This window comes from Streptomyces sp. cf386 (assembly GCF_900103585.1).
In the GTDB taxonomy this organism is placed as follows: domain Bacteria; phylum Actinomycetota; class Actinomycetes; order Streptomycetales; family Streptomycetaceae; genus Streptomyces.
Window position 1 is genome coordinate 11,778 of record NZ_FNHV01000042.1, and the last position, 17,877, is coordinate 29,654.

Genomic DNA, 17,877 nt, shown 5'->3' on the forward strand with positions numbered 1-17,877 from the left:
AGTCAGGGGAGGGGGTCAGGAGTTGGCTGCCTTGAGCAGGCCGAGGAGGCGTGCCGGGTCCATCTCGTTGTCGCCGCGCAGGGCCTCGATGACGTCGCGGACCCGCTGCGGGGAGGGGCTCGCGCCGAGGAAGTCGCGGGTGGCGGGCGGGCCCCACTGGGCGAGGCCGCTGGTCGACATGGGGGCCCAGCCGGGCTCGAGGTCGCAGGAGAACAGGTCGCCGTCGGCGAAGTGCTCCAGCATGAAGTGGTCCGGGTCGCGCCAGTAGTCGAAGAGCTGGCTGCCCTGGATGTGCCGGCCGATGCCCCAACTGCGCTTGTATCCCCGCTCGTTCAGGTACTCGCCGCCGGCCGCGATCGAGTCCAGGTCGGTGACCTGGTAGGCGGAGTGGACATAGCCGTTGCCGGGCCCCAGGTGCATGGCCAGCGTGTGGTGGTCCACCGCCAGGCCGCCCTGGTCGCAGCGGATGAACGCCATCGTCGGGCCCCGGCCGCGCTGTCCGTCCAGGAACAGGAAGTCGGACACGATCATGCCGAGGGTGTCCAGATACCAGTCCAGGGCCCGGGCGAACACCCTTGTCTCCAGCACCACATGGCCCAGCCGCTGGATGCGGGACGGCTCACGGGGCGGGCGCTGGGTGGAGTTCGTACGGCTGTGCTCGGTGCCGAAGTTGAGCAGCAGCGGCCGCTGCTCCGGCAGGGCGGGCAGCTCCTCGCCGCAGTGCACGACCCGGACCGGGAAGCCCGACGGGTCGAGCAGGTGCACGGCCTTGCCGCCGCCGGGCACGTCCGCGTCCCGTACGTCCGTCCCCGTCGCCCGCGCGAGCCGGTCCAGGTCGGCCCGCTCGGCCGCGCGGAACGCCGGACCGATGAAACACGACGTACGACCCTGCCGGATCACCATGCACGGCGAGCCGGCGAAGGTGCCCCGCAGCCACAGCTCTCGCTCGGTTCGTGCGGCGATGCCGAAGCCGAAGTCCCGCGCGAAGACCTCGGCCCGGTCCAGGTCGGGCTTCTCGAACTCCAGCCACGCGAGGTCGGCGACCTTGATCACGGGGTTCCGGGACCGCCCGGGATGCTCGCCGCGCAGGGCCCCCTGCTCACTGTGGAGGTCCTGGTGAGCCGTTTTGGACATGGTGTCCTCCAAGCAACATTGCCGTAATGAGGAAATCATCAGCATTGACTCTTCGATCGTCAATAGCCGAATCCACTGTAAGTGATGAGTTCATCAGAACTGTGGCGTCAAGTGGCCCGTTGCTAGACTCCCGCCTATGTCGACGTCAGCCCTGCCCCGCAACCGATTCGAACGGCGCCGCGCCGAGACCCGGCAGGCACTCGTCCGTGCCGCCCGGCGGATCCTCGCCGAGACCGGGGACACCAGCGCCAGCATCCAGGCGATCGCCGAGCGCGCGGATGTCGGCTTCGGCTCCTTCTACAACCACTTCGAGTCGAAGACGGAGCTGTTCGACGCGGCGGTGAAGGACGCCCTCGAAGAGCTCGGCCAGACCTTCGACGAGCACTTGGAAGGCATCGACGACCCCGCGGAACTGGTCGCGGCGGGCTTCCGGCTCAGCGCGAGCATGGCGGACTCCCGCCCGGAGCTGATGCAGGTGCTGCGCCACCGCGGACTCGGCCACATCCACTCCGACTCGGGCCTGGCGCCGCGCGCCCTGCGCGACCTCCAGGTCGGCGTCGCCTCCGGCCGCTTCACCGTCGTCGACCCGCTGGCCGCGCTGACCGCCGTGGGCGGCTCGCTGCTGGCGCTGCTGGAACTGCGGTTCGCGCGACCGGAACTCGACGGGGCCGAGGCCGCGTCCAACCTGGCCGAGATGCTGCTGCGGATGCTGGGCGTCCCGCCCGAGGACGCCCGCGACGTCGCCCGGCGCCCCCTGCCGGACCTTGACTGACGAGGGCTCGCGGGGTCACGCGGACATCGAACTCCGGCGGAAGGTCACCGACTTGCCGGTGAAGCGGGCGGCGATCCCGTCCTCCGTGGTGGTGACCGAGCGCAGATGCAGCCCCGCGGGGATGTTGTGCAGCGGGACGGGCGCTTCCAGGGCCTTGTCGAGCAACGCCTCGACGGGCGGGATCAGTTCGCCCTCGACGACCCGGACGTCCCCGAAGGCGATGCGGTTGCCGGAGGCCGCCGAGACGGCCGTGCTCACGGTCACGTCCCCGGCGAGCGGCAGGCTGACCGTCACGTTCACCCGGCCGGGCCCGTCGCCCTGCGCGACGTCGACGCCGAGCGCCTTCGACAGGTCCTCGTACGACAGGAAGGCGGTCGCCTCGACGTCGCGGGCATGAGCCTCGTCGGCGTTCCCCGAGGTCTTGAGTCCGTCGAGGCCGATGGACAGCTTCGTCACCGGCAGCGGCCGGGTCGCCCCGCGGGCGGGTATGTCATGGGCGGTGATGTCGACATGCCGCAGTCTGCCGTCCGCCAACTGTGTCAGCACGGGAAAGCCGCTGACCTGCACCGAAGGCCGCTGCGCTGTCCCCATGCCGTCCTGGAACGCCTTGGCCGTACGGCTCTCCACGCGGGCCGCGGCGACCCGGTCGACGGCGACGGCGCCGAGGAGCAGGGCCGTCAGAGCGGCGACGGCGATGATCTTGCGGCGTCGCGTCGGGGTCGGGGAGCTCACGTAGGTGGCTGTGTCGCTGTAGTAGGCGTCGGCGTAGTGGGCGTCGCCGTACTGCGTGTCGCTGTAGTAGTACGGCTCACCCGCGGTCTCCTCGTTGTACGGGGACTGGTGCATGGCGTTCCTCTCGAACCGATGGTGCTGGTGTGCTGGTGGTGCTGTTCGGGTTGTGGCCTCCGGCCGGGGTTACCGGGCGCAGACGAGTTCGGGGCGGTCGAGCCCGCGGACCCGCGCCGCGGCGAGGTCGCCGTCCACCCCCAGCGCGATCAGTACGGCCGTCGCGCTGCCGCTGCCGTCGTCGCTCCAGGTACCGGCGTTCACGCACTCGAGGAGCGCCAGGATCAGCCGTTCCAGGGCCCTGCCGAGCGGTTCGGGCGGGACGCTGGTGTGGAAGACGCCCTGCCGCTGCCCTCGCGTGATGATCGCCGTCGCGGTGTCGCGGGCGGGCCCGAGGATCTCGTTGACGCGTTCCTTCCTCAGGTCCTGGGGCGCGAGCCGCAGCAGCGTGCGATAGCGGTCGCCGACGGGCCAGAGGGCCAGCACGAAGCCCGCCATCGCGTCGGTGGCCTCGGGGCCGGGGTCCGGTACGCCCGCCAAGGCCCGCCGCAGTGCCTCCGCTGCGTCCGCGACAAGCCCCTCCACCAGTGCGGACCGGCCGGCGAAGTGGTCGTAGACGGTACGGCGCACCACGCCGGCGGCCTCGGCGATGTCGCTGAGGCTGCTCTCGGGAGCGCGGCCGAGTTGTTGCCGTGCCGCTTCGAGGATGCGGGCGCGAGTGAGTTCTGTCTGGCGGCGTCCACCGCCTGTGACCTGCGGGTTGGTCATGCAGGACCTCCGATCGACGGGGCGGGAACTTCGATAATTGCACATCGACGAGCAATTAACTAGTCTGTGCATCGCGCACCCCCGCCAGTCGGCCCGACCTCGCCCCGACGAGACCGGGCCGCGGGCGTTCCGAGGCGCCCCGCTCGCGCCCGCCTCCCGACGATCCGTATCCGCCCGTACGGCGTAACGTCGACCCTGTGGACGTCACCGCGGAGAGCCTCGTCTCCCGCGCCGCACATGAGGTCGGCCTGCGCGCGGAGAGCCTGATCGGCGACGTGGAGGAGTGTCTGCGGCGTGAGGTGCCCGAGCTGTGGGAGGACCCGGACATCGCCCGCATGACGACGGACAACATCACCGAGCATGTCCTCGTCGCCATGGCCGGCCTCGAACGCGGCATGGATCCGACCCGGATCGATCCGCCCGTCGCCGACATCGACCGCGTCCGTCGGCTGGCCCGGCACGGGACACCCGTCAGCGCGATGCTGCGGGGTCACCGGCTCGCCCAGGGCATCGCCCTCGACCGGCTGCTGGCCGAACTGCCCCGGCTGACGAGCGACCCCGAACTGATCGGGGCGGCGGCGCGCAAGGTGATCGCGGCCGCGACCGGGTACGTCGACCGCGCGTCCGAGCAGGGCGTCGTGGCGTACCAGGAGGAGCGGCACCGTCGGCTCAGGGGGCGCTTCTCCTTGGTGAACGAGGCCGGCATGCGCATCGGCACCACCCTGGACATCGCCCGCACCACCGAGGAACTGGCGGATCTCGCCACCGAGCGGTTCGCCGACGTCGTCACCGTCGACCTGCTCGACGCCGCGCTCCACGGACACGACGCCCCCGCCGGCGAACCACCCGTACTGCGGCGGGTCGCCCGGAGCTCGGTGACCGACGACCCCGACCCGACGATCGCGCCGCAACAGCTCCACACCTTCCCGGACGGATCGCCGCCGGAGCGCGCCCTGGCCACCGGACAACCCTCACGGCACCACACGGACGGGCCGTCCGACGCGCCCGGGACCCACCCGGTCCACTCGACCCTGGTGGTGCCGCTGCGCGCCCGCGGCGCCACCCTGGGCGTGGCCCAGTTCTCCCGCCGACGCAACCTCGACCGCTACGACGACGAAGACCTGCTCCTCGCCCAGGAGATCGCCGCGAAGGCGGCCGTGGCCGTCGACAACGCCTGCCGCTACACACACGCCCGCACCACCGCCCTGAGCCTCCAGCGCAGCCTGCTCCCGACCCGCACCCCACCGCTGTCCGCCGTCGAGGTCGCCTGCCGCTACCTGCCCGCCGGCGGCCGCGTCGGTGTGGGCGGCGACTGGTACGACGTCATCCCGCTGTCCGGGGCCCGAGTGGCCCTCGTGGTCGGCGATGTCGTGGGCCATGGCATCCACGCCGCCGCCACGATGGGCCGGCTACGGACGGCGGTGCGCACCCTGGCCGACATCGACCTGCCGCCCGACGAACTCCTCACGCACCTCGACGACGTCGTCATCCGCCTGTCCGCCGAAGCCGCCACCGACCCGGACGCCGAGACCGCCTCGGCCGAGGTGGGGGCCACTTGTCTGTACGCCGTCTACGACCCGGTCGGCAGCAGCTGCACCCTCGCCCGAGCCGGGCATGTGCTCCCCGCGGTGAAGACCGGCGCCGGCGCGGTCGAGAACCTCGATCTGCCGCCGGGCCCACCACTTGGCCTGGGCGGCCTGCCGTTCGAGGCGGCGGAGGTCGACCTGCCGGAAGGCAGCCTCCTCGCCCTCTACACGGACGGCCTGATCGAGGCCCGCGACCACGACGTGGAGAAGGGCCTCACCCTGCTCCGCCAGATCCTCGCCCGGCCCGCCCCCTCGCTGGAGACCACCGCCGACGCCGTACTCGAAGCCCTGCTGCCGGCCCGCCCGGACGACGACGTCGCCCTCCTCCTGGCCCGCACGCACGCCCTCGGGGACCGCCAGGTCGCCACCTGGGACCTGGAGCCCGAACCGGCGGCGGTCGCCGGAGCCCGTGCGAACGTCTCCCGGCAGCTGAGTGCCTGGGGTCTGGACGGCCTCGACTTCACCACCGGACTGGTGGTCAGCGAACTCGTCACCAACGCCATCCGCTACGGCCGTCCCCCCATCCGCCTGCGCCTCATCCTCCCCGAGCCCCCGGGCGGGCTGGACGATGCCCCCAACGGCAGCCTCCTGTGCGAGGTCTCCGACGCCAGCGGCACCACTCCGCACCAGCGGCGCGCCCGCACTTACGACGAGGGCGGCCGCGGCCTCCTCCTGGTCGCCCAACTCGCCGAACACTGGGGCACCCGGCACGCCAGACACGGCAAGACGGTCTGGGCCGAACTGAACGACACGGCAGGAGTGGAGGCCTTCGCCTCCGCCTGGAGCTAGTCCGCTCCTCAAGTCTCTGGAACAGGCCGTGCCCCGGCGGTTGCCGTCGTCGGAGCCTGCCTAGTCCCGGCCCTCCTCCGCCTGCCGGAGCTCCTTCTCCAGCAGGGTGAAGGACTTGGGTGCCCCGCCCGGCTGCGGCTTGCCCTCCTTGTGGCCGACGACGCGGTAACCGGCCTCCTGGTAGTAGGCGTTGAGGGGCGCGTTGCCGGCCAGGCAGTCCAGGCGCACCCGGGTCCGGCCCCCAGCGGCCACTCGGCGCTCCGCGGCCCCCAGCAGCAGGCGCCCCGTACCGGGGGCGGCGATGCTCCGATCCACCATGAGCCGGTGCACATACCCGGCCACCGGCGGCTGCGGACCCCAGGCGGCCTCGTCCTCCCACCACAGCTCCCAGGCGCCGGTGACGTGCCCGTCGGCCTCCGCGAGCCAGACCTCGCCACCTGCCATGACCCGGCGGAAGTGGTCCTCGTCCAGTTCCCCCGGCCGCCACTGCCCGGTGATGCCACGGGTCAGCATCCAGCGGGCCGCGTCGTCGCGGAGGCGGACGAGCGTGGTCAGATCGGCCTCGGTGGCCGGGCGGATGCGTAGATCATGCACGCGTAGATCATTCACGCGGGGATCCTCGCACGCCTGTCCGATGGCGGTCCGTCAGGCCCGGTGCGGTCGGATCGCGAGGGCGGCGGCGGATCCGGTCATGACCTGTCGGATGCCCCCGCCCCGACCTGTATCTCGACGAGCGGTCCGAGCTGGGCGGCCCACTCCGGGTGCATCGCCGCCTTCTTCTCGTGCAGCGCCATGATCTCGTCGGCCAGCTCCGGGGCCATGTCGTCGGAGACGTCGGGGCCGATGGAGATCTTGGCCAGGTGCGGGAGGATCTCCGGATCTCCCGCCAGATGAACCGGGTCGTGCATGTACCGCTCCAGGGCCGCCAGGTCCTCGATGCCCACGCAGTAGGCGTGGGTGAGCCCCTCGGCGGGATCGCCCAGGCTCTGTCCGACGGTGGCGAACGAGACCGACTCGATGGATGCCGTTCGCCGCATCAGGGCGAGCACTTGGGCCTTCTGCTCCTCGGTCGTCCCGTCCTTGAAGGCGAAGCGCAGCGTGTGAACGATCATGGTTTCCCGCCCCTCGATTGGACTTCGACTGAACTGACTGGTTCAGAAAATCTTCCCGATCGGTATGGGACTTAGAATGAACCCATGGGTTCAGTAGCGTCAAGCGGGGCAAGTGGCGTCTCGCGCGGGCGTGTTGACAAGCGGCAGGCGATCCTCGACGCCGCGTTCGCCGTCTTCGCGCGGCGCGGCTACGCGCAGGCATGCGTCCAGGAGATCGCGAAGGAGGCAGGCGTTGCCAAGCCGACGGTCTACAGCCACCTGAACGACAAGGAGACGCTCTTCCGCTCCACCGTCGAGGCGGCGGCCGACGCCCTGATGGCGGAGAGTCTCGCGGCAGTCGAGCCGCTGCGCGACCGAGCCCCGGACGGCGACCTGCGTGCGGCGCTGACGGACCTGTCCCAGCGGTTGCTGCGGATCTGCTGCGGCGAACGCGCCCGCGCGCTGCGCTGGTTGGCCTACGCCCAGGTGGCGCAGTTCCCCGACCTGATCGAGACCGTGCAGGAGCGCACCGCGCACCGCCCCCGCGCCGCGCTCGCCGATCGGCTGGCCCGCCTCTCGCTCGCCGGGCGCCTGCGCCGAGCCGACCCGGAACAGGCCGCCGAGCACTTCTTCGCCCTGCTCACCGGCCCCTTGGAGTTCCGCTCCCGGCTGGGTACCCGTCGAGTCCCCGCCGCCGAACTGCGTGACATCGCGGACGCGGCCGTGGACGCCTTCCTGCGCGCGTACGGGAGCGACTGAGCGCTCTCGGGATGGTCCCACCGTGACCGGTCGTGTGCGCGACGGCCCGCCCTGCTCCCGCACGTGAGGGGGTATCGGGTGCACCCGGGGAGCGCAAAAGGGCTGGAAAACGGTCAACCCGCCCCGCGGAGCGGGATACTGGTGCCTTCTCGCGACGTGGCGATCAGGGGAGCGAATTGGTGAACTCGGCCGGAGAAGCGGGTCGTTGGGGCGTGGGTGACGGTAAGGACGGGCGGCACGCGGTCGTCGTGGGCGGGAGCCTCGCGGGGCTGCTCGCGGCGCATGTCCTGGCCGGGCACGCCGACCGGGTGACCGTCGTGGAGCGCGATCGGTTCCCGGACGGGACGGGCGCGCGGCCCGGGGTGCCACAGGGCCGGCATCCGCATGTGCTGCTGGAGGGCGGTCAGTCGGCCATGGAGTCGCTGCTGCCGGGCTTCCTGGCGGAGCTGCGGGCGGCGGGAGCGCCGCGGGTGGGCATGCCGTCGGACCTGGTGCTGTGGCAGAACGGCCGCTGGTTCCGCCGGTTGCCCGCGACGACGCACATCTACACCGGTTCCCGCGCGCAGCTGGAGGAGCTGGTGCGGCGGCGGGTCCTGGCCAACCCGGTGATCAGCGTGGTGGAGGGGGCCGATGTCGTCGGGCTCCTCGGCGACGCCTCGCGTGTGCGGGGCGTGCTGCTGCGGGACCGCTCCGGTGACGACCGCGGGGAGCAGCGCGCCGTCGAGGCCGACCTGGTCGTCGACGCCTCCGGCAGCGGCACGAAGGCTCCGCAGTGGCTCACGGCGATCGGTGCCGAGTCCCCGCACGAGGAGACCATCGACACGGGCCTCGCGTACGCCTCGCGCATCTACCGCGGCACGAGCGACGTCCTCAACGGCGAGACCGCCGGCTACTACGTCTACCCGAGCCCCGACCAGGTCCACGCCGGCGGTGCGCTGCCCCTGGAGGACGGCAGTCACCTGGTCATCGTCTCGGGGCTGCGCGGCGACGAACCGCCCACGGGCGACGCCGAGTTCGTGACGTACGCCAAGAGGCTGCCGCATCCGCTCCTGCACCGGTGGCTGGACGAGGCCGAACCGCTCTCGCCGGCGTTCGGCTACCGGCGGACCGCCAATGTCCGCCGCCGCTATGACCTGCCCGGCCGCAGCCCGGCAGGATTCCTCGCCACCGGCGACGCCCTGTGCACCTTCAACCCGATCTACGGACAGGGCATGGCCGTCGCCGCGATGAGCGCGGTCGCCCTGCGTGACGCACTGGCCGATCCACGCCGGACCCCCACGACGCGGCGCGTGCAGCGGGCGGTGCTCACGGCGTCCCGGCAGGCGTGGGACATCTCCGCAGGGGCGGACCGCAAGATGCCGGGTGCCATCGGCAACGCGGTCGACGGCGGGCCCGCGGACCGCGTTGCCGACTGGTACCTGCAGCGCGTGCAGGACTGCTCCCCCGGGGACCCCGTCGTGGGGCGCGCCTTCCGTTCCGTACTGACCCTCTCCGCGCCCGTCACCGCCCTGTTCGCCCCGCCCGTGGCCCGGGCCGTCCTCTTCCGCCCGCCCGCGCCGAGCCCCACGGAGCCCCCTGCGGTCAGGGAGGAACCGGGAGCCTGAGCGAGCCGGGCGGCACGTTCGCCGGGCGTCTGCCTGCCCATGGGAAAGCCCCGGCTGGACGGGGGAGGCCAGCCGGGGCCGTGAGTGGTGGCAAGCGGAGGGCGGTCGCCTCTCGGCGGAAGGCTCCATGGGGCTTCAGCCGGACGATCGTCCCCATGGGCTATAGGTGGGGCCCGGGGACACTGTCCCCTCCGCCGGCCACGTATAGGTGAACGGTCAACCTCCCCGGGTTGTTCCTTGTGTCGCCCGGTCCCACTGTGAGGTGGGGCACGTTGCACCCAGGGCTGAGCCTGCCCGGCCGGTTGGGCGCGAGCGATCCGGATCAGTCCTCGTCATCATGGCTGGGCAACCCGAAGGTGCCGTCGCTCGGCCAGCTCCTCCGCGCTGACCACCGTCAGAACCGGGGTGCCGGGCGGCGCGAACATGGTCACCACCAGCTCCGACTGCGCGTCCGCAAGGTTGTTGGCGCCCTGGTAATGGACCACGTCGCCCCCGGGCTCGAACAGGGCGTCACCGGCCTTGATCACCCGGGGCGGCTGCCCTTCCAGCTCGAAGAGGATCTCGCCCTGAGTCACGTAGCCGAAGATCGGCCCGGGGTGCCGGTGCGGCGGCGCGCCGGGGTCACCGGGCGCCAGGGTGACCCGGATGGTCCTGGCCTCGGCACCGGCCGGGATCCTGGCCGCCGCGTCCGGCAGGGTCGTGATCACCTCGACGCCCGGAGGCAGGTGGGTGTGCTCGGCACTCATGAATTCCTCCAAACAGAGACTGTCCGTAGTAGGGACAGGTCCGCCTCCCTGTTTGTGACAGCGTTATGTGGTGCACATGCCCAGAGCTGCGTCGAGTTCCGATCGTCCGAGGGCGCAGCCGACTCGACCGACAGAAGGGAAGGCGCCGAGACATGACCGCGTCCAGGGCGCCCCTGACCCGGGACAGCCTGCGGGTGAAGATCGTCGTGCAGAAGGTGCGGCTCGCAGGTACGGAGTACCGCGTGATCCAGCCGGCCAGACCATTGAAGAACGGAGCGCTTTACAAGAGGGGCGTTCATTACGAGATGTATGTGGACCGCACGGACGGCAGGCGCATGGGCGCGCTGTGGCTGCTCGCGGCGCGGTCGCCCCGCTCATTGGTCTACCTGCCGACGCGTACCGCTCCCGCGGCACCTGGTGTCACCGGGGAAGGCGAGCAGCCACTCGACCTTGTACTGGCCCCCCGCACCCTGCAGTTGCGCCCTTCCCGCTGGAAGCGAATCCGGGAACATCTCCATGCGGGGAAAGCCATCCGCGAACTCCGCACCGCCGGCGTGCCGCAGCGAGACGTTCCCGACCTGGAGGCCGACCGCATCATTCCGGACAACCCGAAGGAAGCGAACAGGTTTCTCCTGCGCAAGGACATCCACGCCGAGACGCTGCTGCTGACCGGTGGATCCGCGGCCTTCCGGGAAGGCGCGAAGGAGATACTCGCCGTCACGAAGGACGGACCACCTCATGCCGCGACCGGGATGCACATTCCCGGTGCCTGCAACTACCACGTCTGCCGAGTCATCTACGACTGGGACTTCGATCCGACGAACCTGAGCGACTGGGAACAACTGCACGTGGAGTTCTGCCCGCAATGGGCCAGATGACGACGCGTCACGTCCGTCGACGGCGTCTCGGTGTGGTGTTCCTCGGCGGGCTGCGGAGAGAAGGAGGGCGCTGAGGGCGACGAGCGGGCTGGAGCCAGTCCCGTCCCTTGACACTCGCACACCCGGGCCCACTCCTCAGGCGGGATACGCGTGCGTCTGAGCAGCCTTGACCGTGGCCCAGACCGCGGCTCCCGGACGCAGGTCGAGTTCGGCCGCGGCGACCGTGGTGAGGTCCGCCGCCAGGGGGAGTCCGCCGGTGAGGGCGACGCGGATCTGGTCGCCGTGGGTCTCCATGCCGGCCACCTCGCAGCGCCACAGGTTGCGGGCGCTGGAGCCGCTGGGACGGTCCTGGTGGAGGGTGACCGCACTCGGCGGGAAGGCGACGAAGACCGGGCCGGTGAGGTCCTCCGTGGTCGTGACCGCCGATCCGCCGTCGACGTGGACGGTGTGCCCTTCGGCCTGCCCCTGGTAGAGGTTGAGACCGACCAGGTGGGCGATGTAGTCGGTGCGCGGACGGCGGGCGATGTCGGCGGGTGTGCCCTGCTGGACGACCTGCCCGTCCTCGATGACGACGAGGTGGTCGGCCAGGACCATGGCGTCGAGCGGGTCGTGCGTGACGAGTACGGCGACCGCCTCGAAGTCGGCCAGGTGGTGCCGGAGTTGGGCGCGGACATCGAGACGGGTACGGGCGTCGAGCGCGGCGAGCGGTTCGTCGAGGAGCAGCAGGCGGGGGTGGGTGGCCAGGGCGCGGGCGAGGGCGACGCGCTGGGCCTGGCCGCCGGAGAGCCGGCGGGGCTTCGCGGACCCGTGCTCCGACAACCCCATACGCTCCAGCCATACGGCGGCCTCGGCACGGGCCTGCGCCTTGGACGCGCCGTGGCAGCGCGGCCCGAAGGCGACGTTGTCCAGGGCGGACAGGTGGGGGAAGAGCAGGTAGTCCTGGAAGACGACGCCGACCGGTCGTGACTCGGTCGGCATACGGTCCAACTCCGCGCCGTCCAGCCGTAGATGCCCGTCCGTCAGCGGGATGAGGCCGGCCAGCGCGCGCAGGGCCGTGGTCTTGCCGGCGCCGTTCGGACCCAGCAGGGCGACGACATCGCCGGGTGCGGCGGCGAGAGTGACGTCAAGGCGAAAGGTGCCGCGCTCGACGACCAACCGGGCGTCCAGCCCCTCCGGCGCCGGGGCGGAGACGGCCGCGATATCGGGCGCGGTCTTCTTGACGTAGGTCATGAGGCGGTCATCCAGCGGTCGCGCAGCCCTGCCAGGACCGCGATGGATACGGCGAGCAGCACCAGGCTGAGGGAGATCGCGGCGGCCGGGTCGCTCTGCAGCGCGAGGTACACGGCGAGTGGCATGGTCTGGGTACGGCCGGGAAAGTTGCCGGCGAAGGTGATCGTCGCGCCGAACTCACCGAGCGCCCGGGCCCAGGCGAGCACCGCGCCCGCCGCGATGCCCGGCGCGATCAGCGGCAGGGTGACCCGGCGGAACGCGGTGAAACGGGAGGCGCCCAGCGTCGTCGCGGCCTCCTCGTAGCGCGGGTCGGCGGCCCGCAGCGTGCCCTCGACGCTGATGACGAGGAACGGCATGGCGACGAACGCCTCGGCCACGATCACGCCCGCCGTCGTGAACGGCAGCGTGACCCCGAACCAGTCGTCCAGCCACTGCCCCACGACCCCGTTGCGGCCGAGCGCCATCAGCAGTGCAACACCCCCGACCACGGGCGGCAGCACGAGCGGCAGGGTGACGAGCGCTCGGACGAGGCCACGTCCGGGGAACTCGACGCGGGCCAGCAGCCAGGCCAGAGGCACGCCGATGACCAGGCTCACCGCGGTGGCCGCCGTCGCGCACAGCAGGGACAGCTGCAGGGCCTGCCACACCTCGGGGCTGGTCAGCTGCTCCGGCAGGCTGCGCCAGGGGGTGCGGATCAGCAGGGCGATCAGCGGCAGCACGAGGAATGCGAGCCCCAGCAAGGCGGGCACCAGCAGAGGCAGCGGCGCGCCCCTGAAGCCTTTGAGACCCGTCCGGCCGCGCCCGCGCCGCGGCCCACCCGTCAGGGTGTCGGCCACGGCAGCGGACCTTTCGTGCGGGGAGGTCACGGCTTGAGGAACCCGGCCTCGGTCAGGACCTGCTGGCCCTCGGCGGACTGCACCAACGCGATGAACGCCTTGGCGGCCTCGGTGTTCTGTGTGTCCTTGAGCAGGGTGATCGGGTAGTCGTTGATGGCGTCGGCGGACTCGGGGAACTCCACGCCCTCCACCTTGTCACCCGCGGCCTTCACATCGGTCTTGTAGACGACGGCGGCGTCCGCCTCCTTCAGCTCGACCTTGGTCAGGGCGGCCTTGACGTCCTGCTCGTACGACACCGGCGTGAGCTTCAGCTTGCTCGCGTCCAGGGCCTTCTGGGCGGCGGCGCCGCACGGCACCTCCTTGTCGCACAGGACGACCTTCAGGTCCGAGTTCGTGAGGTCCTTCAGGGAGTCGACCTTGTCCGGGTTGCCCGGCAGGGTGGCGATCTCCAGCTGGTTGCGGACGAAGGTGGCGGGTGTGCCGGAGGCGTCCCCGGCATCTGTGACGATCTTCATCGTCTTGGGGCTGGCGGAGGCGAACACGTCGGCCGGGGCCCCGCCGGTGATGCTCGCGGCCAGCGAGTCGCTGCCGCCGAAGCTGAAGGTGACCTTCGTGCCCGGGTGCTCCTGCTCGAACTCCTTGCCCAGCTTCTCGAAGCTCTCCTTCAGCGAGGCGGCGGCGAAGACGGTCACCGTGCCGGAGAGCTTGGGGGAGCCGGACGCCGAGGGGGAGGAGTCCGACCCCGCGGTGTCCGAGTCGGAGGAGGAGCAGGCGCTCAGGGCCAGCAGCGCGGCGGCGCTCGCGCCGGTCACCTGCAGCATCCGCCGGGTCCGGCGCGCGGAACGGGTCATCACGGGGCTACTCCCTCTGCTCTCGCGAACGCTCGCGAAAGCCTGTCTACGGTCTCTCGACCACTCGTCTACGGTCTCTCGACGACCACGTTGGTCGACTTGATCACGGCAACCGCCGGAAACCCCGGGTTCCAGCTGCAACTCCTCAGCCGACTCACGGCTGACCAGGGACACCACCCGATACGGCCCGGCCTGGATCTCCACCTGCGCGGACACATCCCCGAGGATCACGGCGGTGACGATGCCGGTGAGGCGGTTGCGGGCCGAGGAGACGGTGGTCTCCCGATCCGTGCCATGCACCTGCCGGGCGTAGGCCGCGAGGGCCGGTCCGGGGATGATCCGGTGGCCTTGCGCGTCCCGCTCGGCGGTGAGTTTCCCGCCGTCGACCAAGCGCCTCACGGTGTCGGCGCTGACGCCGAGTAAGGCGGCCGCGTCCCCGATCCGGTAGGTGTGCATGCGCCGATGATACTGCCGCAGATGCGAGGCGAAAGTCTTCTGTCGCATTGCATGAGCCGGACTGTAGATCGATGAGGTTGGTATGTGCGTTTGTACGGGAGGCGGGTTCGGGTACGGTCCTGCGGGAGGTGGTAGCCCGTGAGTCAATCCCTCGCAGCCGTCGGTACGGCCGCCGGTCAGGTGGCGGAGCTCGCCCTCATCGGCGATCTGGCCCGGCCGTCCCGACTGACGGTGGCCGACCTGCACGCCTGGCCGCAGCACCGCGCACAGGTCAGCTTCGAGTGCGCCACCAGCGGCATCCAGCACCACACCTTCACCGGACCGCTCCTGCACGACGTCCTGTCGGCCGCCGGCCCCGCCTTCGACCCCGTCCGCCGCAAGGACCGGCTGCGCTTCCTGATCGCCGTACGCGGTGCGGACGGCCACCACGCCCTGCTGTCCTGGGCGGAGATCGACCCCGACTTCGGCCGCGCGCCCGTCCTCCTCGCGGTCACGCTCGACGACACCCCGCTCGACCGCGCCGGCCCTCAGCTCGTCCTGCCCCAGGACCGCTGCGGGGCCCGGCACATCAGCGGCATCGAAGCGATCCGCGTGGACGGCGGCTACCCCGCGACGAACGGAGCCCGGTGAGGCCGACCCAGACCGAGGGGACGGTCGACGCCCTGGTCGTGGAGCACGCGCCGCGGGAGGGGCCGTACGCCATCGGTACGGCGCTGAAGGCGGCCGGGCTGCCGGTGCGGGTGTACCGGACCTGGGCGGGGACCCGGTGCCGGACTCCCTCGCCGATGTGGCCGCACCGGTGGTGATGGGCGGGCCGACGGCGGCGCACGAGAATTTCGCCGGTCGCCCGGCGGAGCCGCGTTGCTGCGGGCCGCGGACGCCGAGGTGCCGGTGCTCGGCGTGTGCCTGGGCGCGCGGCTGCTGGCGGTAGCGGCAGGGGGTACGGCCCATGCCGGAAGCGGCGAGCCGCGGATCGGGTGGGGCGAGCACACTTCCTGGTCCGTGCCGTGCGCGTCGCATGACCTCCAAGCTCCAAGCCCGCCGGCTCAGGGCGTGAGACCGGTGAGCTGTGTCAGGGCCACAGCAGTTCGTGCCGCCAGCCGTCGTGGGCCGAGTCCCGGTGGTACACCACCCGGTGGTGGACCCGGTCGACGCTCGCCTCCCAGAACTCCACCTCGGTGGGGGTGATGGCGTAGAGCGTCCAGGTCGGCGGGCACGGCACGTCGCCCGGGTGGAGGGAGCCGAGGCGCTCGAACTCCGCCAGCGCGGCCTTCCGGTCCGGGAGCGGGCCGGGCCGGTGGAGGTGGGCGGCGAGCCGGGAGCCGCGGCCCCGCTCGGCGAAGTCGTCGTCGGAGGCGGCCCGGCCCTGGTCGGTCGCGGTTCCGACGATCCGTACCTGCCGCCCGACCTCGGGCCAGTGGAAGTGGGCCGCCACATGGGGATTCGCGGCGATGTCGCGGCCCTTGCGGCTGTCGGACGGTGTGGCGAAGTACAGGTGGTCGTCGTCGATGTCCTTGACGATCAGGACCCGGCTGGACGGAATCCCCGACGCGTCGACCGTGCAGAGGCTCATGGCGTGCGGTTCCTGCTGGCCGGCCGCGTGCGCCGCGAGGATCCAATCCCCGATCACGGGCAGGGGGTTGTCCGGCAGCTCGTCTTCCCGGAAGTGCTCGGTCCCCACGTTGGCGAAGACCGGAATCGACCTGAGCTCATTGCGCATCGTCTCGTGCACGTGCCGGACGCCACCTCTCATCGGGCCCATGTGTCTGCCGGAGAAGGATAGGAAACCGTACGTCTGCCTTACGAAACAGAGACGTCGAAGGCTGTGGGGGTCTTCGAAGGCGGCGCGGTGAGACGCTGGAGGCATGGAGCAGTCGTACGAGGTCACGGGGCAGGCCGGGCGGATCCTGGTGGTCGACGACGACCCCACGGTCGCGGAGGTCGTCGCCGGTTACCTGGACCGGGCCGGATACACCGTGGACCGGGCCGACGACGGTCCGGCGGCCCTGACCCGGGCCGCCGCGCACTGGCCGGACCTCGTCGTCCTGGACCTGATGCTGCCCGGCATGGACGGCCTGGAGGTGTGCCGGAGGATGCGCGGGCACGGGCCGGTGCCGGTCATCATGCTCACCGCGCGCGGTGACGAGGACGACCGCATCCTCGGTCTGGAGGTCGGCGCCGACGACTACGTCACCAAGCCGTTCAGCCCGCGTGAACTCGTCCTCAGAGTGGAGTCGGTGCTGCGCCGCGCACGGCCCGAAGTGGGCACGCGGGTGCTGAGCGCGGCCGGCCTGACCGTCGACCCGGCCGCCCGCCGCGCCACCAGGAACGGCACCGAACTCGCCCTCACCCTCCGGGAGTTCGACCTGCTCGCCTTCTTCCTGCGCAATCAGGGGCGGGCGTACGGCCGCGAGGACCTGATGCGCGAGGTGTGGGGCTGGGACTTCGGCGACCTGTCCACGGTCACCGTTCACGTCCGCCGGCTGCGCGGCAAGGTCGAGGACGACCCGGCCCGGCCGCGGCTGATCCAGACGGTGTGGGGCGTGGGCTACCGCTTCGAACCCGACGGTGGGGAGGAGGACTGACCGTGCGCGACACCTTCCTCATCGCCTTGTACGCCTTCGTCGGCGCCGCCGCCACCGGCCTGGCCGGAGCCGGTGCGCTGCGCCTGCTGCGCCGCCGTTCGCTCACCGCGTCGCTCACCGTGGTCGCGGTGGTCGGAGTGGTCGCCATGCTCGCGGGTACGCTCGCCGTCGCCTGGGCGATGTTCCTGTCGCCGCACGACCTCACCGTGGTGACGACCGTGGTGGCGATGGCGGCCGTGGTCTCTCTCGCGACCGCGCTGCTGCTGGGCCGCTGGGTCGTCGCCCGCAGCCGCGAACTCGCCGACGCTGCCCGCTCGTTCGGTGACGGCGGCGACTTCGCCGCGCCCGACGGCCCGGCCACCGCCGAACTGGAGTCGCTCAGCCGGGAGTTGGCGGCCACCAGTGCGAAGCTCGCCGAGTCCCGCGACCGGGAACGCGCGCTGGAGACCTCCCGCCGCGAACTGGTCGCCTGGATCTCCCACGACCTGCGCACCCCGCTGGCCGGCCTGCGTGCCATGTCCGAGGCGCTGGAGGACGGGGTCGCCACCGACCCCGACCGCTACCTGAGGCAGATCCGCACCGAGGTCGAACGCCTCAACGGCATGGTCGGCGACCTCTTCGAACTCTCCCGCATCCACGCGGGCACGCTGCCCCTGTCGTACGCCCGCGTCTCGCTCTACGACCTGATCGGCGACGCCCTGGCGGGCGCGGACCCGCTCGCCCGCGAGCACGGCGTACGGCTGGTCGGCGACGCCGTGGAGGCCGTTCCGGTCGAGGTCGACGGCAAGGAGATGAGCCGCGTCCTGGGCAACCTCCTGGTCAACGCCATCCGCCGCACCCCCGCCGACGGCACGGTCGCGGTCGCCGCCGAGCGCTCGCCCGACGGCGTGGTCGTGTCCGTGACGGACGGCTGCGGCGGCATCCCCGAGGAGGACCTGCCGCGGGTCTTCGACACCGGCTGGCGAGGAACGCACGCCCGGACGCCCCCGGCGGGCGCGGGTCTCGG

The 17,877-nt window shown here is 71.7% G+C and carries 20 protein-coding genes and 1 pseudogene; 10 read left to right on the forward strand and 11 right to left on the reverse strand.

Annotated elements, in window-relative coordinates; translation table 11 throughout:
• Positions 1-15: 15 nt before the first annotated feature.
• On the reverse strand, positions 16-1,134 hold the full coding sequence (locus BLU79_RS46640) for a VOC family protein (RefSeq protein WP_093912149.1): 1,119 nt from the start codon (positions 1,132-1,134) through the stop codon (positions 16-18).
• A gap of 136 nt (positions 1,135-1,270) precedes the next feature.
• On the opposite strand from BLU79_RS46640, the gene BLU79_RS46645 reads away from it, so the two are divergent.
• Positions 1,271-1,906 carry a TetR/AcrR family transcriptional regulator gene (locus tag BLU79_RS46645; RefSeq protein WP_093912150.1) on the forward strand — a complete coding sequence of 212 codons (636 nt, stop codon included), beginning with the start codon at positions 1,271-1,273 and terminating at the stop codon, positions 1,904-1,906.
• A 15-nt stretch (positions 1,907-1,921) separates the two neighbouring features.
• Here the strand turns inward: BLU79_RS46645 and BLU79_RS46650 are convergent, their stop codons facing one another.
• Positions 1,922-2,752, reverse strand: a complete 831-nt coding sequence (locus BLU79_RS46650; protein WP_093912151.1) for an LmeA family phospholipid-binding protein — start codon at positions 2,750-2,752, stop codon at positions 1,922-1,924.
• A 69-nt stretch (positions 2,753-2,821) separates the two neighbouring features.
• Positions 2,822-3,460, reverse strand: a complete 639-nt coding sequence (locus tag BLU79_RS46655; RefSeq protein ID WP_256333759.1) for a TetR/AcrR family transcriptional regulator — start codon at positions 3,458-3,460, stop codon at positions 2,822-2,824.
• A 197-nt stretch (positions 3,461-3,657) separates the two neighbouring features.
• On the opposite strand from BLU79_RS46655, the gene BLU79_RS46660 reads away from it, so the two are divergent.
• Entirely contained in the window at positions 3,658-5,835 is a 2,178-nt protein-coding gene (locus BLU79_RS46660; RefSeq protein ID WP_093912153.1) for an ATP-binding SpoIIE family protein phosphatase, read from the forward strand.
• A 60-nt stretch (positions 5,836-5,895) separates the two neighbouring features.
• Here BLU79_RS46660 and BLU79_RS46665 read toward each other — a convergent pair whose 3' ends face one another.
• Together BLU79_RS46665 and BLU79_RS46670 are read right to left on the reverse strand one after the other, a co-directional pair.
• Positions 5,896-6,429 (reverse strand): GNAT family N-acetyltransferase, encoded by a 534-nt coding sequence (locus BLU79_RS46665; RefSeq protein ID WP_093912154.1) that lies wholly within the window; start codon positions 6,427-6,429, stop codon positions 5,896-5,898.
• A 95-nt stretch (positions 6,430-6,524) separates the two neighbouring features.
• On the reverse strand, positions 6,525-6,947 hold the full coding sequence (locus tag BLU79_RS46670; protein ID WP_093912155.1) for a Dabb family protein: 423 nt from the start codon (positions 6,945-6,947) through the stop codon (positions 6,525-6,527).
• 84 nt (positions 6,948-7,031) lie between these two features.
• Between BLU79_RS46670 and BLU79_RS46675 the strand changes: the two genes are divergently transcribed.
• Positions 7,032-7,685 carry a TetR/AcrR family transcriptional regulator gene (locus BLU79_RS46675; RefSeq protein WP_093912156.1) on the forward strand — a complete coding sequence of 218 codons (654 nt, stop codon included), beginning with the start codon at positions 7,032-7,034 and terminating at the stop codon, positions 7,683-7,685.
• Positions 7,686-7,897: 212 nt separating this feature from the next.
• Complete coding sequence (locus BLU79_RS46680; protein WP_093912157.1) at positions 7,898-9,289, forward strand: FAD-dependent oxidoreductase; 1,392 nt, start codon at positions 7,898-7,900, stop codon at positions 9,287-9,289.
• A 335-nt stretch (positions 9,290-9,624) separates the two neighbouring features.
• Here the strand turns inward: BLU79_RS46680 and BLU79_RS46685 are convergent, their stop codons facing one another.
• Positions 9,625-10,035, reverse strand: coding sequence for a cupin domain-containing protein (locus BLU79_RS46685; protein WP_093912158.1), 411 nt, complete (start codon positions 10,033-10,035; stop codon positions 9,625-9,627).
• Between the two features lie 152 nt (positions 10,036-10,187).
• Between BLU79_RS46685 and BLU79_RS46690 the strand changes: the two genes are divergently transcribed.
• Positions 10,188-10,913, forward strand: coding sequence for a hypothetical protein (locus BLU79_RS46690; RefSeq protein ID WP_093912159.1), 726 nt, complete (start codon positions 10,188-10,190; stop codon positions 10,911-10,913).
• Positions 10,914-11,048: 135 nt separating this feature from the next.
• Here BLU79_RS46690 and BLU79_RS46695 read toward each other — a convergent pair whose 3' ends face one another.
• From BLU79_RS46695 to BLU79_RS47735, 4 genes and pseudogenes are all read right to left on the reverse strand, one after another.
• Positions 11,049-12,143: an ABC transporter ATP-binding protein gene (locus tag BLU79_RS46695; protein ID WP_093912160.1), complete on the reverse strand. Its 1,095-nt coding sequence runs from the start codon at positions 12,141-12,143 to the stop codon at positions 11,049-11,051.
• On the reverse strand, positions 12,140-13,009 hold the full coding sequence (gene modB / locus BLU79_RS46700) for a molybdate ABC transporter permease subunit (protein ID WP_093912161.1): 870 nt from the start codon (positions 13,007-13,009) through the stop codon (positions 12,140-12,142). The genes BLU79_RS46695 and modB overlap by 4 nt, the downstream gene beginning before the upstream one ends.
• Positions 13,006-13,830, reverse strand: coding sequence for a molybdate ABC transporter substrate-binding protein (gene modA, locus BLU79_RS47730; protein WP_107489343.1), 825 nt, complete (start codon positions 13,828-13,830; stop codon positions 13,006-13,008). Before modA ends, modB begins: the two co-directional genes overlap by 4 nt.
• Positions 13,831-13,898: 68 nt before the next feature.
• Positions 13,899-14,286 (reverse strand): annotated as a pseudogene (locus tag BLU79_RS47735) (molybdopterin-binding protein).
• A 138-nt stretch (positions 14,287-14,424) separates the two neighbouring features.
• Here BLU79_RS47735 and BLU79_RS46710 point away from each other — a divergent pair.
• From BLU79_RS46710 to BLU79_RS49685, 3 genes are all read left to right on the forward strand, one after another.
• Positions 14,425-14,916, forward strand: coding sequence for a molybdopterin-dependent oxidoreductase (locus BLU79_RS46710; protein WP_093912163.1), 492 nt, complete (start codon positions 14,425-14,427; stop codon positions 14,914-14,916).
• On the forward strand, positions 14,913-15,092 hold the full coding sequence (locus BLU79_RS49680) for a hypothetical protein (protein WP_256333760.1): 180 nt from the start codon (positions 14,913-14,915) through the stop codon (positions 15,090-15,092). The genes BLU79_RS46710 and BLU79_RS49680 overlap by 4 nt, the downstream gene beginning before the upstream one ends.
• 94 nt (positions 15,093-15,186) lie before the next feature.
• Positions 15,187-15,474, forward strand: coding sequence for a hypothetical protein (locus BLU79_RS49685; protein WP_256333761.1), 288 nt, complete (start codon positions 15,187-15,189; stop codon positions 15,472-15,474).
• Here BLU79_RS49685 and BLU79_RS46720 read toward each other — a convergent pair.
• A complete protein-coding gene (locus BLU79_RS46720) occupies positions 15,359-16,018 on the reverse strand; it encodes a pyridoxine/pyridoxamine 5'-phosphate oxidase (RefSeq protein ID WP_177001471.1) in 660 nt (219 codons plus the stop codon). The two genes, BLU79_RS49685 and BLU79_RS46720, sit on opposite strands and share 116 nt — an antisense overlap.
• Before the next feature lie 133 nt (positions 16,019-16,151).
• Between BLU79_RS46720 and BLU79_RS46725 the strand changes: the two genes are divergently transcribed.
• Both BLU79_RS46725 and BLU79_RS46730 read left to right on the forward strand, forming a co-directional pair.
• Positions 16,152-16,871 (forward strand): response regulator transcription factor, encoded by a 720-nt coding sequence (locus BLU79_RS46725; protein WP_093912165.1) that lies wholly within the window; start codon positions 16,152-16,154, stop codon positions 16,869-16,871.
• Positions 16,872-16,873: 2 nt separating this feature from the next.
• Positions 16,874-17,877 (forward strand): sensor histidine kinase (locus BLU79_RS46730; protein WP_093912166.1); only part of this gene is annotated, 1,004 nt, incomplete at its 3' end.

Coding starts and splice junctions, on each gene's coding strand:
- BLU79_RS46640 (WP_093912149.1), bottom strand. CDS start 1,134: ATGTCCAAAACGGCTCACCAGGACCTCCACAGTGAGCAGGGGGCCCTG.
- BLU79_RS46645 (WP_093912150.1), top strand. CDS start 1,271: ATGTCGACGTCAGCCCTGCCCCGCAACCGATTCGAACGGCGCCGCGCC.
- BLU79_RS46650 (WP_093912151.1), bottom strand. CDS start 2,752: ATGCACCAGTCCCCGTACAACGAGGAGACCGCGGGTGAGCCGTACTAC.
- BLU79_RS46655 (WP_256333759.1), bottom strand. CDS start 3,460: ATGACCAACCCGCAGGTCACAGGCGGTGGACGCCGCCAGACAGAACTC.
- BLU79_RS46670 (WP_093912155.1), bottom strand. CDS start 6,947: ATGATCGTTCACACGCTGCGCTTCGCCTTCAAGGACGGGACGACCGAG.
- BLU79_RS46675 (WP_093912156.1), top strand. CDS start 7,032: ATGGGTTCAGTAGCGTCAAGCGGGGCAAGTGGCGTCTCGCGCGGGCGT.
- BLU79_RS46685 (WP_093912158.1), bottom strand. CDS start 10,035: ATGAGTGCCGAGCACACCCACCTGCCTCCGGGCGTCGAGGTGATCACG.
- BLU79_RS46690 (WP_093912159.1), top strand. CDS start 10,188: ATGACCGCGTCCAGGGCGCCCCTGACCCGGGACAGCCTGCGGGTGAAG.
- BLU79_RS46695 (WP_093912160.1), bottom strand. CDS start 12,143: ATGACCTACGTCAAGAAGACCGCGCCCGATATCGCGGCCGTCTCCGCC.
- modA (WP_107489343.1), bottom strand. CDS start 13,830: ATGACCCGTTCCGCGCGCCGGACCCGGCGGATGCTGCAGGTGACCGGC.
- BLU79_RS46725 (WP_093912165.1), top strand. CDS start 16,152: ATGGAGCAGTCGTACGAGGTCACGGGGCAGGCCGGGCGGATCCTGGTG.